General features: G+C 61.1%; 11 protein-coding genes. 8 read left to right on the plus strand and 3 right to left on the minus strand.

Annotated features, from left to right (window positions below; all coding sequences use genetic code 11):
* Positions 1 to 3: 3 nt before the first annotated feature.
* From cobN to KVQ74_RS04305, 3 genes are all read left to right on the plus strand, one after another.
* Positions 4 to 3,774 carry a cobaltochelatase subunit CobN gene (cobN, locus tag KVQ74_RS04295; protein WP_217829759.1) on the plus strand — a complete coding sequence of 1,257 codons (3,771 nt, stop codon included), beginning with the start codon at positions 4 to 6 and terminating at the stop codon, positions 3,772 to 3,774.
* 65 nt (positions 3,775 to 3,839) lie between these two features.
* Positions 3,840 to 4,841, plus strand: coding sequence for an ATP-binding protein (locus KVQ74_RS04300; protein WP_217829760.1), 1,002 nt, complete (start codon positions 3,840 to 3,842; stop codon positions 4,839 to 4,841).
* Complete coding sequence (locus KVQ74_RS04305; RefSeq protein ID WP_217829985.1) at positions 4,823 to 5,524, plus strand: vWA domain-containing protein; 702 nt, start codon at positions 4,823 to 4,825, stop codon at positions 5,522 to 5,524. Before KVQ74_RS04300 ends, KVQ74_RS04305 begins: the two co-directional genes overlap by 19 nt.
* An 18-nt stretch (positions 5,525 to 5,542) precedes the next feature.
* On the opposite strand, the gene KVQ74_RS04310 is transcribed toward KVQ74_RS04305, so the two are convergent.
* Positions 5,543 to 6,766, minus strand: a complete 1,224-nt coding sequence (locus tag KVQ74_RS04310) for an NADH:flavin oxidoreductase/NADH oxidase family protein (protein WP_217829761.1) — start codon at positions 6,764 to 6,766, stop codon at positions 5,543 to 5,545.
* A gap of 79 nt (positions 6,767 to 6,845) precedes the next feature.
* On the opposite strand from KVQ74_RS04310, the gene KVQ74_RS04315 reads away from it, so the two are divergent.
* Both KVQ74_RS04315 and KVQ74_RS04320 read left to right on the plus strand, forming a co-directional pair.
* Positions 6,846 to 7,274, plus strand: a complete 429-nt coding sequence (locus KVQ74_RS04315) for a MerR family transcriptional regulator (protein ID WP_217829762.1) — start codon at positions 6,846 to 6,848, stop codon at positions 7,272 to 7,274.
* Between the two features lie 321 nt (positions 7,275 to 7,595).
* Positions 7,596 to 9,155: a TerC family protein gene (locus KVQ74_RS04320; protein WP_217829763.1), complete on the plus strand. Its 1,560-nt coding sequence runs from the start codon at positions 7,596 to 7,598 to the stop codon at positions 9,153 to 9,155.
* Positions 9,156 to 9,238: 83 nt separating this feature from the next.
* Here KVQ74_RS04320 and KVQ74_RS04325 read toward each other — a convergent pair whose 3' ends face one another.
* Together KVQ74_RS04325 and KVQ74_RS04330 are read right to left on the minus strand one after the other, a co-directional pair.
* On the minus strand, positions 9,239 to 10,138 hold the full coding sequence (locus KVQ74_RS04325) for a hypothetical protein (protein ID WP_217829764.1): 900 nt from the start codon (positions 10,136 to 10,138) through the stop codon (positions 9,239 to 9,241).
* Between the two features lie 122 nt (positions 10,139 to 10,260).
* Positions 10,261 to 10,692 (minus strand): thioredoxin family protein, encoded by a 432-nt coding sequence (locus tag KVQ74_RS04330; RefSeq protein WP_217829765.1) that lies wholly within the window; start codon positions 10,690 to 10,692, stop codon positions 10,261 to 10,263.
* A gap of 336 nt (positions 10,693 to 11,028) precedes the next feature.
* Here KVQ74_RS04330 and KVQ74_RS04335 point away from each other — a divergent pair, with 336 nt between their 5' ends.
* The 3 genes from KVQ74_RS04335 (at position 11,029) to KVQ74_RS04345 (ending at position 12,693) form a co-directional block, all read left to right on the plus strand.
* On the plus strand, positions 11,029 to 11,277 hold the full coding sequence (locus KVQ74_RS04335; RefSeq protein WP_217829766.1) for a type II toxin-antitoxin system Phd/YefM family antitoxin: 249 nt from the start codon (positions 11,029 to 11,031) through the stop codon (positions 11,275 to 11,277).
* Positions 11,267 to 11,548 carry a type II toxin-antitoxin system RelE family toxin gene (locus KVQ74_RS04340; protein WP_217829767.1) on the plus strand — a complete coding sequence of 94 codons (282 nt, stop codon included), beginning with the start codon at positions 11,267 to 11,269 and terminating at the stop codon, positions 11,546 to 11,548. The genes KVQ74_RS04335 and KVQ74_RS04340 overlap by 11 nt, the downstream gene beginning before the upstream one ends.
* Before the next feature lie 296 nt (positions 11,549 to 11,844).
* Positions 11,845 to 12,693 carry a transporter substrate-binding domain-containing protein gene (locus KVQ74_RS04345; protein WP_217829768.1) on the plus strand — a complete coding sequence of 283 codons (849 nt, stop codon included), beginning with the start codon at positions 11,845 to 11,847 and terminating at the stop codon, positions 12,691 to 12,693.
* The last annotated feature ends 10 nt before the right edge of the window (positions 12,694 to 12,703 follow it).

The raw sequence follows: 12,703 nt of genomic DNA on the forward strand, positions 1-12,703 counted from the left end.
GCCATGCACCTGCTCAGGACCCAGCCCGGCGGTTTCGTGTCGGATGACAACATCGCCGACCTTGGACAAACCCCCGCCGAACTGGTGATCCTGTGCAGCGGCGATTCCAGCCTGGCGCTGCTCGCCGAAGCGGCGCAGCAGTTGCCCGAGGATTACCCGAGCCTGCGTCTGGCCAACCCGATGCAGGTGCAGAATCACGCGTCGGTGGATCTGTACGTCGACGAGGTGCTGCGCCACGCCAAGGTCATTCTGATTTCCCTGCACGGCGGGATCGCCTATTGGCGTTACGGGGTCGAGCGTCTGGTCGAACTGGCCGAGCGCGGGGTGCAGGTGATTCTGGTGCCGGGTGATGACCGTCCCGATCCGGAGCTCAGCGACCTGAGCACCGTCGGCGCCGAGGATCGCGACCGGCTCTGGCAGTTCCTGCGCCAGGGCGGCATGGGCAATGCGCTGGATTTTTTCCGTTGTCTGGCCAACCGTTGGCTGGCGCGCGATTACCCCTGGGGCGAGCCGCAAACCCTGCCGCGCACGGCGATTTACCATCCAAATCAAAACACCGCCGCACTGAGCGACTGGCAAGCCGATTGGTTGCCCGAACGCCCGGTGGCGGCGGTGTTGTTTTATCGCTCGCATTTGCAGGCGGCGAACACCGCGTTCATCGATGTTTTCTGCCAGCGTTTACAGGCGGCGGGGCTTAATCCGTTGCCGATTGCCGTGGCAAGCCTCAAGGAGCCGGGTTGCCTGTCGGTGGTCGAGGACTGGCTCGATGAAGTCTCGGCCTCGGTGATTCTCAACACCACCGGATTTGCCCAGTCCAGCCCCGAAGCGCCACATCTGCGGCCGTTTCGGCGCGATATCCCGGTGATCCAGGCGATTTGTGCCCAGGACAACGAACCGGGCTGGCGCGAAAGCGAGCAGGGCCTTGGCCCGCGAGACCTGGCGATGCACATTGCATTACCGGAGCTCGACGGGCGGATCATCAGCCGCCCCATCAGTTTCAAGGACCTGGCCTGGCGCAGCGAGCGCAGTCAATCCGACGTGGTCTGCTACCGGGCGGCGCCCGAACGGATGGATTTTGTTGCCGAGCTGGCGCGGCGCTGGAGCGATCTGGCGCGGGTGCCGAACGGCGAAAAACGCATCGCGTTGATCCTCGCCAATTACCCGACCCGTGACGGGCGCATCGGCAACGGTGTCGGACTCGACACGCCGGCGGCGGCGCTGAATATCCTGCGCGCGTTGCAGGCCGAGGGCTATCCGCTGACGGCGCAGTTGCCGGACAGCGGCAGCGAATTGATTCGCCAATTGCTTGGCGGCGTCAGCAACGACCTCGACACGCTGGATCAGCGGCCGTGCATGCAAAGCCTGGCGATGGATGACTATCTGGCGATGTTCAACCGCTTGCCCGAAGCCAATCGCGCGGCGGTGCTGGAACGCTGGGGCACGCCGCAAAACGATCCGATGTGTCGCCAGGGGCGGATGATGATTGCCGGCCTGCGCCTGGGCCTGACTTTCGTCGGCATTCAGCCGGCGCGGGGGTATCAGGTCGATCCGAGCGCGGTGTATCACGACCCGGATCTGGTTCCGCCCCACGCTTATCTGGCGTTTTATTTCTGGCTGCGCCACACCTACGGCGCCCATGGCGTGATCCACGTCGGCAAGCACGGCAACCTCGAATGGTTGCCGGGCAAGGGCGTGGGGCTGTCCGAAAACTGCTGGCCGGACGCGCTGCTCGGCCCGCTGCCGAATATCTATCCGTTTATCGTCAACGATCCGGGCGAGGGCGCCCAGGCCAAGCGCCGTACCCAGGCGGTCATCATCGACCACCTGATGCCGCCGCTGACCCGCGCCGAAACCTACGGCCCGTTGCGCAACCTGGAACTGCTGGCCGACGAGTATTACGAGGCGCAACTGCTCGATCCCCGGCGTGCCCGGGAATTGCAGCGCGACATTCTGCAACTGGTGCGCGAGGCGCAGATCGACCGCGAATTGCAACTCGACGCCAGTCTCGACAGCGACGCCGATGCCGCGATCTGGCTGCCACGGCTGGACACTTATTTGTGTGATCTGAAGGAATCGCAGATCCGCGACGGTCTGCACATCTTCGGTGAATCGCCGGCCGGGCAGTTGCGCATCGACACGTTGCTGGCGTTGCTGCGTATTCCGCGAGGGGATGGCAAGGGCGCGCAGTCGAGTTTGTTGCGGGCGTTGGCGAGGGCGTTTGCGCTGGGCTTCGATCCACTGGATTGCGCACTCGCCGAGCCTTGGGGCGGGCCGCGTCCACAAGCGTTACAAGCTGTGAGCGATGATATTTGGCGCACCGCCGGGGACACTCGCGAACGTCTTGAGTTGTTCGCCGCGCAACTGATCACGCAGGCACTGACCCACCCGGTCCCGCACGAAGAAACGCAATGGTCTGAAGTCAACACGATACTCAGCCACCTGCGCGACGTCGTCGCCCCACGCCTCGACGCCTGCGGCCCCGCCGAAATGCGTGGTTTGCTCGACGCCCTGAGCGGACGTTTCGTCCCCGCCGGCCCGAGCGGTGCGCCAAGTCGCGGGCGCCTCGATGTGTTGCCGACCGGGCGCAACTTCTACTCGGTGGACGTGCGCAACCTGCCGACCACCACCGCGTGGCGCATCGGTTTCCAGTCGGCCACCCTGATTCTCGAGCGGCATTTGCAGGATCACGGCGATCATTTGCGCCAGCTCGGTCTGTCGGTCTGGGGCACGGCGACCATGCGTACCGGCGGCGATGACATTGCCCAGGCGATGGCGTTGATGGGTGTGCGTCCGGTGTGGGCCACCGGCAGTCAGCGGGTCGATGATTTCGAGATTCTGCCGTTGAGCCTGCTCGACCGGCCTCGGGTCGATGTGACGTTGCGGGTTTCCGGATTTTTCCGCGACGCCTTTGCCAATCTGATCCGCCTGTTCGATGCGGCGGTGCAAGCCGTGGCGGAGCTGGATGAGCCGGACGATCTCAATCCGCTGGCTGCCAGGGTCCGAGCCGAGCGCGAAGCCTTGTTGCAATCCGGGCTGGACGAAGACGCAGCGCGGCGTCAGGCCGGCTGGCGGATCTTCGGCGCCAAACCCGGTGCCTACGGCGCGGGCGTGCAGGGCGCGATCGACGGTCGCCTGTGGCAGAGCCGCGAGGATCTGGCCGAGGTCTACCTGAACTGGGGCGCCTACGCTTACGGCGGTTCCGACGAAGGCACTGCGGCCCGTGAACAGTTCGTTCAGCGCCTGAGCCAGGTGCAAGCCGTGTTGCAGAACCAGGACAATCGCGAGCATGACCTGCTCGATTCCAACGACTATTACCAGTTCCAGGGCGGTATGCTCGCGGCGGTGGAGAGCCTGCGCGGCGAAGCGGCGGCGAGTTATCACGGCGATCACAGCCAACCGGACCTGCCGAAGATCCGCACCTTGAAGGAAGAACTGAACCGGGTGATCCGCGCCCGGGCGGCCAATCCGAAATGGATCGACGGGGTCAAGCGCCACGGCTATAAAGGCGCCTTCGAACTGGCGGCGACGGTCGATAACCTGTTTGCCTTCGATGCGACCACGCAGTTGATCGACGATCACCAGTACGCGCTGCTCGCAGATGCCTATTTGCTGGACCCGGCGACCCGGGATTTCGTCCGCGAGCACAATCCCCATGCACTGCGGGACATGACTGAGCGGATGCTGGAGGCGCAGCAGCGCGGGATGTGGAAGGCGCCCGGGGATTACCGTGAGGCGCTGGAGAATTTGCTGCTGGATATTGAGGAAGAGGGGTGACAGTTTCAAAGCCCCTCACCCTGTAGTTCCAACGCACACCGAAGACCACGACAGAGAAAATCCAGATGACCGACACCCCCCATTTCCCGCTCTCCGCCGTGGTCGGCGCTGATGACCTCAAGCTCGCCCTGTACCTCACCGCGATCGATCCGAAAATCGGCGGCGTGCTGATCGAAGGCCCGCGTGGCATGGCCAAGTCGACCCTGGCCCGAGGCCTGGCGGATCTGCTCGCCAGCGGTCAGTTCGTCACCTTGCCGCTGGGCGCCACCGAAGAGCGGCTGGTCGGCACCCTCGACCTCGACGCCGCACTGAGTGACGGTCGCGCACAGTTTTCTCCCGGCGTGCTGGCGAAGGCTGATGGCGGCGTGTTGTACGTCGATGAAGTGAATCTGCTGCCGGACCATCTAGTGGATCTGCTGCTCGACGTCGCCGCCAGCGGCACCAACCTGATCGAGCGCGACGGCATTTCCCATCGGCATTCGGCGAAGTTCGTCCTGATCGGCACGATGAACCCGGAAGAGGGCGAATTGCGCCCGCAATTGCTGGATCGTTTCGGCTTGAACGTCGCCCTTGGCGGTCATACCGCGCCGACCGAGCGTGGGCAGATCATCCGCCGTCGTTTGGATTTCGACAGTGACCCCCAGGGGTTCTGCGCGCAGTGGGAAACCGAGCAACAGGCGCTGCGCTCGCGCTGCGAAAACGCCCGTAAGGCGTTGCCGGGCATTCCTTTGGATGACGCCGCGTTGGCGCAGATTACCGAGCGTTGCTTTGCCGCTGGCGTCGACGGTTTGCGCGCCGATCTGGTTTGGTTACGGGCAGCGAGGGCGCACGCGGCCTGGCGTGGCGCTGCGCAGATTGCCGAGCAGGACATTGACGCTGTGGCCGAATTCGCCCTGCGTCATCGCCGCCGTGAACACGCCGCGCCGAGTCCGCAACAACCGCCGCAATCGCCGGCCACCCACCCGGCCAATCCGAGTGAAGGGCAGGGCCAGTGGGGCGATTTGCCGGCGCCGGCACTCGCCACCGGCGCGCGCCGTGAAGTGCCGGGCTGGCCAAAAAAGCCGTAGGCATTCGCCCCCGATCCGACGCGGGGGCGAATGCCAGACCCCGCGCCGGTCGGCTGGACAATGGACGCCAGGGCAAGCGTCACGCCGCGCGCAGCGGTTCGGTCAACTGGCCGGCAACGCTGCTCAACGGACGCCCCCGGAGCCGTGCCGATCTGCTGTTCCAACTGCGTACCCGCACGCCTCACGAGTTGTGGCTGGTGATCGTCGATGCGTCGGCCTCGACCCGACGTCATCAAGCGTTGAGCGATGCCAAGGGCTTGCTCGCGCAACTGTTCGATGACGCCTACCGACAGCGTGCGCGGCTCGCGTTACTGACTGCCAGCGGCAGCGTGCCGCGATGGCAGGTCCAGGGGTTGAAGGCCTCCAGCGGATTGCGGCTGTGGCTCGATGGTCTGGGCGCGGGCGGCGGCACACCGTTGCGCGCGGCGCTGGTGCAGGCCGAGCAATGGTTGACGGTGCGGCGCAAGCGCTTTCCCGCCGAGCAGCAGCGCTTGTTGGTGGTGACTGATGGGCGCTTGAAAGCCTTGTCCGGACTGCCGCTGCTGGCGTGTCCGGGGTTGTTGATCGACATCGAGCGCGGGCCGATCCGCCTGGGCCGGGCCAAAGAGCTGGCGCAGGCGTTGGGCGCGGATTATCGGCATATCGATGGGTTGGATTCGGTCACAGGAATCAGCGGCGGCTGAGTCAGTGAGCCTCAGCCCTCACACCTCCATCGCCTGCCGATACTGCCGGGTCCGACGACCCAGATAGATCTGGTCACGAATCAGCGCCCACAGCGCCGACACCCCAGGACGCGGTGTGCGTCCACGGCTCAAACGATCCATCTGAAACCGCACCACGGCCATGTTCGCCAACGATGCCAGCGCTTTGCGTTTCCAGCGGATCGGTGGCAATTGCGGCTGGCTGTCACGGCCTTCGCGCCAGTGCTTGACCAGATTTGGCTCGATGGCCAGCGCCGTGGCGATCCCGGCCATGGCGACACCGCTGTCCAGCACTTGCTCGACAATCGGCAGACGGCGAATCCCGCCCGTGACCATCACCGGCATCCGCGCCACGCTGGCGAGTTCACCGGCCATTTCCAGAAAGTACGCCTCACGGGCCAGAGTCCGTCCGTCGCGCGCTTCGCCCTGCATGGCCGGAGCTTCGTAGCTGCCGCCGGAGAGTTCGAGCAGGTCGATCGGCAATTCGTTGAGCCACTCGATCACCTGACGCGCGTCGTGGGTGTCGAAGCCGCCGCGTTGAAAGTCCGCCGAGTTGAGCTTCACCGCCACGCAGAACTGCGGTGAAACCGCCTGACGCACCGCTTCGACCACCGACAGCAGCAGGCGCGCGCGGTTTTCCAGGGAGCCGCCCCAGCGGTCGGTACGACGATTGCTCAGCGGCGAAAGAAATTGGCTCAACAGATAACCGTGCGCCGCATGAATCTGCACGCCGCTGAAGCCCGCTTTCTCGGCGAGGGCGGCGCTGGTGGCGAAACGCTGGATGACCTCTTCGATGTCGTCGTCGGTCATGGGCTTGGGTTGGGCGAACATCTTCGAGAACGAACCCATTTCCAATGCGACCGCCGACGGCGCCAGGGCTTGCTGGCCGAGTTTGGCGAAGGTCTGGCGGCCGGGATGATTGAGCTGCATCCAGAACTGCGCGCCGCCACTGCGACCAATCTTCGCCCACTGCTCGAAACGGCGCAGATGCCGTTCATCCTCCAGCACCACACCGCCGGGACCGGTCATCGCGCGACGGTCGATCATCACGTTACCGGTCAGCAACAGCCCGGCGCCGCCGGCCGCCCAGGCTTGATACAGATTGAACAGCGCTTCGGAAGGTGCCTGCTCGCGATCGGCGAGGTTTTCTTCCATGGCGGCTTTGGCGATACGATTGCCGACGGTCTGACCGTTGGGCAGTTGCAGAGTTTGGAAGGGCGACATGCTTGACTCCTCATCAGTGATGGGGAGAGGCTAAGCTTAAAGTTAACTTTAATGTCAAGCGTGTAAATCGAGGGTGAAAATGAAGATTGGAGAACTCGCGCAACAGAGTGGCCTGAGCGCTTCGCGAATCCGTTTCTATGAAGCTCAGGGACTGATCCCCAAGGTCGAGCGCCTGGGCAATGGTTATCGGCGTTATCCGCCGCAAGTGCTGCAATCGCTCCACATCATTCAACTCGCGCAGCAGGCCGGATTCAGCCTTGAAGAACTCAAGGCGCTGTTGCCGGACAACGCCACCGGCGAGTTCAAGGAAGAGGAACTGGTGGCGGCGCTGACAGGCAAAGTCGAGCAGATCGAAGCGATGCAGGCGCACCTTGCGCAGAGCAAGGCCCATCTGTTGGCAACGATCGAAAACGTTCGCTCCCGGCCCGAGGGCATGAGTTGTGGCGCGAACGCCGACCGGATGCTGGAAAAACTCAAGCTGCGGGACGGATCGTCAGAGAATTCATAAGCGCCACAGATCCCTCGTGGGAGCGGACTTGCCCGCGAAGTTTTTGAAGGCTGTACAGATTTTGAAATGATTTCCAGCTGTGGGAAAAGTTACCTCAGCCTGTACTCTGCGAGTCCTTTTTTCCTTTCAGGACTTGCATGAACACCCTCACGGAGCCCCCCAGTTACCCCTTCACCTCGCGCCATGGCGCGGTCTTGACGCACTCGCAGCATCCGGTCTTCCGACTTCCGACTATCGTTGACAGCGCAGCCTTCGAGCTTTCGCGCCGCGCTTTGCCGTGTCCGGCAGCCTGAATTCACTGAAGAGAGATCGAGACATTTTATGGAATGGTTAGCGGATCCCACGGCCTGGTTGGGCTTGTTGACATTGATCGTGCTGGAGTTGGTGCTGGGCATCGACAACCTGGTGTTCATCGCGATTCTGGCGGACAAGTTGCCGCCCCATCAGCGCGACCGCGCGCGGATCATCGGCTTGAGCCTGGCGTTAATCATGCGCCTGGGCCTGTTGGCGAGTATTTCCTGGCTGGTCACCCTCACGCAGCCGTTGTTCGAAGTGTTCGGCAAGAGCTTCTCCGGCCGTGACCTGATCATGCTGTTCGGTGGTGTGTTCCTGTTGTTCAAGGCCACCATGGAGTTGCACGAACGGCTGGAGGGCCATGTCGGCCAGCGCACCAGCAACACCGCTTATGCATTGTTCTGGCCGATCGTGGCGCAGATCGTGGTCCTTGACGCGGTGTTCTCGCTGGATGCGGTGATTACCGCTGTGGGCATGGTCGATGAACTGGCGGTGATGATGATCGCGGTGATCATTTCCATCGGCCTGATGATCGTCGCCAGCAAGCCGCTGACCCGCTTCGTCAACGCGCACCCGACGGTGATCATGCTGTGTCTGGGCTTCCTGATGATGATCGGTTTTGCCCTGACCGCCGAAGGTCTGGGCTTCCACATCCCGAAAGGCTACCTGTACGCGGCAATTGGTTTCTCGATCCTGATCGAGGTCTTCAACCAGATCGCCCGGGCCCGACGCAAGCGTTCGATGCAGGGCCTGCGTCCGATCCGTGAGCGCACGGCGCATGCGGTCATGCGTTTGTTGGGCGGACGCAAGCTGGCGGTCGAGGAGGTCGGCGAGGAAATTTCCGACTTGCTCGACGACGGTGAAGCGCCGAATGCGGAGCTGTTCGACCGCCGTGAACGGGTGATGATCAGCGGCGTGCTGCAACTGGCCGAGCGCCCGATCCGGACCTTGATGACCGCGCGAGCCGATGTCGATCACGTTGATTTGGCCGACGATACCGAGACGATTCGTACACGATTGATGCACTCGTCCTACTCGCGCCTGCCGCTGATTCGTAACGGCGCGGTGGATGAACCGCTGGGCTTCGTGCACAAGAAGGAATTGCTCAAGGAATACCTGGCCGGCAATGAGCCGAATCTGGAACACCTTGCGCGCAAGACCATCAACCTGCTCGACAGCTACTCGATCCTCAATGCGCTGGAGCAAATGCGCGCGGCGTCGACCCACATTGCGTTCGTGGTCAACGAGTTCGGCGACTTTGTCGGCGTCCTGACCATGACCGACATTCTTGAGTCGATCGCCGGTGAACTGCCGGACGCCAGCGAAATCGCCGGTCCGGACGTGGTCGAGGAGCAGGGCGGATTTGTGGTCAACGGTGCCTTGAACCTGGCGCGGATCCGCCAGCACACCGGTTTCGGTGCCGAGCCGACCGAGGACTACCAGACCCTGGCCGGGTTGGTGATGAGTCTGCTGGATCGCTTGCCGATCAAGGGCGACCGCTTAGTGCATGACGGCTGGGGCATGACCGTGATGGCGGTCGAGGAGCGCAGGGTGACAAGAGTGTTGCTGGTGCGCGAGGCGGATTGATGATCGATGCGCGGTGTTCCGGGCGTTTGCCTGGAACACCGTGCTTGCTGCCGGTCCAGGTTATCCGGCGTTATTCGAAAGGTTCAGCGTTTAGCACTCAAACCGCTCGGGTTGGAGGAGCGATCGTTTTCGCTACCCTTTGTCGAGTCAGGTTTCGGCCGAATAGACTTCAGTGTTGGTAACACATCCTTCAAGAACGGCCCCAGTTTCTTGAACTTGTCTAAATATGCATTCAGAAGTTCTTTTCCATCGTGTTCGAGGGATTGCCGGAACAGGCGTGACATGCTCAGCACGTCGAGCAAATCACTAAACGGCCAGAAAATGCCGTCCTGGGTGGCGATGGCAACTTTCATCGGGTGCCCGGCACCCCCTTCGGTTGCTTCGTGCAGGCGACCCAATAGCTGAAGGTAGGCGAGCATTTCAGTGAAATCCCAGCCGACCTGCCCCCGCAATAGTTTTTCAACCGAAATCTCGCCAGTCTTGTCGACGGTGCTACCGAAGATATTCAAGTACGGGTGAGCCGTCAGAGCCAGCGCTCGTCCTTCGCCAAAGGCGTTGACACCCTTGCTCTGTGCCTTGGCATCGGCTCTTTTTCCGACCACCAGAAAGTGACCGGCCTTCGACAGCGTCACGAATTTTTCGTGTTCCTGCTTGCCTGGATCCACCAGCGACATCAGATCAAAGATGAACTTGCCCGATTCCGTGGACGATTTGGAAAGGCCGGATTTGAATTCCAGTAAAAAGTAACGCTGTTGCGCCGAGGTCAGTACATCTCCGGTGGCATTTTCCGCAGCCCCGTCCAGCTTTGCGAGCAGCGGTGGAGCCGGAGAACACAGTTTGCGCTGGAGGAAGCTGGCCACTGAATTGTCAATCGTCAGGGAGTCCATAAACTGCGCCACGGTTTTCTGCCATTGAAGGTCCCTGAACGCGAGGATCAGTGTGTCCTCCCATGGAAACCTGTTTTTTGATGTGGATCCGCTCAAGGCTTAATTCCCTTTTGATGAAGGCGATAGCAACGCGCCATTATCCATGGACGGGCATCCGGGTAAAACCATTGAAGCCTGATTGAGGGTCCTCTGCTTTTATGGCTCTGGGTGGGGCACTTTCAGGCGAAGCTCCGTCGACGTACATCGGGAATGGTGCGCAGGGTGCAAAGAGTGCGGCGCAGCCAGGCGAGATCGTGCAGCCGCTTGCGCCGTGGGGCCGGTGCCTTGACCTTGCCGATGTGCTCGGCGAAGACCCGAACCAAGGTGCCCTCGTCACGGATGCCTTTAAGGTGTTTCAACAGTTTGCCGTCCTTGTAGAACAGCATTGTCGGCGTCCCGGTGACCTTCGGATGGCGCGGGCACTCGCTGGTATTGAGCATGTAGATGCTGGCCCGATGCCGATACGGCTCGGCAACCCGGCGAAAGATCGGCCCGGCGATTTCGCAGGCAAAGCAATGCTGATTGGCGAAATACAGGATGACCGGGCGCCAGGTGTGGAGGGCTTTGCGATAGACCGGAGGCAGGCTTGGCTGCTTGGAGTTCCTGCTCATCGGTGTCTCCTTGTGAGTGATCGTCAGCGATCTCTCGACCTTAAGGTCAGAAGACAAACCGGTCTACTGTCAGAAATTACAGGTGTTAACGGGCGCATCAGAAACCTATCTCTCCGAAGAGCAGGAAAAATCTGACAACTGATAGAGAAATGCAGAATCGTGAGCCGTGGTAGGTTTTAAGTCGTTTTTTCTAATGCAATCAGATGCGGCTTGAATGGGAAATTGAGGGTTATGAACACGGATCCTGATGTAGCTTTTACATCCAAGAGGTATAGGTCGGGTGCGCCTTGGAGTGCTACTTTTAGCACCTTTCAAAGCACTCTTAGGAGCAATCTCATGACGCATATCGTTCTTTCGCAGGTGGTGGCCAGCATTTCTGAACTAAAAAGAAACCCTATGGGCACAGTAGCCGCCGGGGGCGGGCTCTCCGTGGCTATCCTGAACCGGAATGAGCCGGCGTTTTACTGCGTCCCTGCCAAGGCGTATGAGGCAATGATGGCGCGCCTGGAAGATCTCGAACTGATCGCTCTTTGTAAAGAGCGAGAGAACGATCCTACTGTGAAGGTCTCGATTGATGACCTATGAGTTGGAGTTTTCTGAGAAGGCCTGGAAGGAATGGAAGAAACTCGCAGCGGATCTGAGGGCACAGTTCAAGAAGAAACTTCAGGAGCGACTGGTCAATCCGCATGTTTCCGCTGATCGACTTCGAGGTTTGGGGAATGCATACAAGATCAAACTTCGGGGGGCGGGGTATCGAATGGTTTATCGCGTCAGGGATGAAGCATTGATCGTCACTGTAATCGCGATAGGAAAAAGAGAGCGGGACGACGTTTACAAAGACGCGGCCAAGCGTTGATGGTGAAAGCTCAAAACTGAACGTCTTTCCGGTTCCCTGGCAATGCTGCACCGAACCAGTTCAACCGAACCCAATTGGGAACCTGCTACTCGACCGATGTAGCCAACGGTAGCGCAGCGAACATGACACCTCGCGTAACACCCGCCACCCAACATCCCGCATCCCCTTGATTCCAAAAACATTTCAAACCTCTACAGATTCCTGGCGAATCCTGTGGCACACTTTCTGCTGTCTATTCCGTTGTTACAAACCGTGTTCCGGTATAGCGGAATAAACATCCTCCTGGAGTGCTTGCCATGCATCGCCGACCTTCCTTGTTAAAAGCATGTGTTTTTGTTCTCGCGGCTTCGTCCGCTGTCATGGGCATGGCCCAGGCGGCCGACAGTAAGCTCGACAGCGTTCTGGCCCGTGGAAAACTGATTGTGGGCACCGGCAGCACCAATGCGCCGTGGCACTTCCAGGGCGCGGACGGCAAGTTGCAGGGTTTTGATATCGATATCGCCAGGATGGTGGCCAAGGGATTGTTCAATGATCCGAGCAAGGTCGAATTCGTGGTGCAGTCGTCTGATGCACGGATTCCCAATCTGCTGACCGACAAGGTCGATATGAGCTGCCAGTTCATCACCGTCACCGCCAGTCGCGCGCAACAAGTGGCGTTCACCTTGCCGTACTACCGCGAAGGCGTCGGCCTGCTGCTGCCGGCCAACAGCAAGTACAAGGAAATCGAAGACCTCAAAGCCGCCGGTGACAGCGTGACGGTGGCCGTGCTGCAGAACGTATACGCCGAGGAACTGGTGCATCAGGCGCTGCCCAAGGCCAAGGTCGATCAGTACGACAGCGTCGATCTGATGTATCAGGCCGTGAACTCCGGCCGCGCCGATGCCGCTGCCACCGACCAGTCTTCGGTCAAATACCTGATGGTGCAGAACCCTGGTCGCTACCGCAGCCCGGCTTACGCCTGGAGCCCGCAGACCTATGCGTGTGCGGTCAAGCGCGGCGATCAGGACTGGCTGAACTTCGTCAACACCACCCTGCATGAAGCCATGACCGGCGTTGAGTTCCCGACCTACGCGGCCTCGTTCAAACAGTGGTTCGGCGTGGATCTCCCAAGCCCGGAAATCGGTTTCCCTGTTGAATTCAAATGATCCCGTGAGA

Source organism: Pseudomonas botevensis, from assembly GCF_019145475.1.
GTDB classification, from domain to species: Bacteria; Pseudomonadota; Gammaproteobacteria; order Pseudomonadales; family Pseudomonadaceae; genus Aquipseudomonas; species Aquipseudomonas botevensis.

Coding starts and splice junctions, on each gene's coding strand:
- KVQ74_RS04315 (WP_217829762.1), top strand. CDS start 6,846: ATGAAGATTGGAGAACTCGCGCAACAGAGTGGCCTGAGCGCTTCGCGA.
- KVQ74_RS04310 (WP_217829761.1), bottom strand. CDS start 6,766: ATGTCGCCCTTCCAAACTCTGCAACTGCCCAACGGTCAGACCGTCGGC.
- KVQ74_RS04345 (WP_217829768.1), top strand. CDS start 11,845: ATGCATCGCCGACCTTCCTTGTTAAAAGCATGTGTTTTTGTTCTCGCG.
- cobN (WP_217829759.1), top strand. CDS start 4: ATGCACCTGCTCAGGACCCAGCCCGGCGGTTTCGTGTCGGATGACAAC.
- KVQ74_RS04300 (WP_217829760.1), top strand. CDS start 3,840: ATGACCGACACCCCCCATTTCCCGCTCTCCGCCGTGGTCGGCGCTGAT.
- KVQ74_RS04335 (WP_217829766.1), top strand. CDS start 11,029: ATGACGCATATCGTTCTTTCGCAGGTGGTGGCCAGCATTTCTGAACTA.
- KVQ74_RS04330 (WP_217829765.1), bottom strand. CDS start 10,692: ATGAGCAGGAACTCCAAGCAGCCAAGCCTGCCTCCGGTCTATCGCAAA.
- KVQ74_RS04320 (WP_217829763.1), top strand. CDS start 7,596: ATGGAATGGTTAGCGGATCCCACGGCCTGGTTGGGCTTGTTGACATTG.
- KVQ74_RS04340 (WP_217829767.1), top strand. CDS start 11,267: ATGACCTATGAGTTGGAGTTTTCTGAGAAGGCCTGGAAGGAATGGAAG.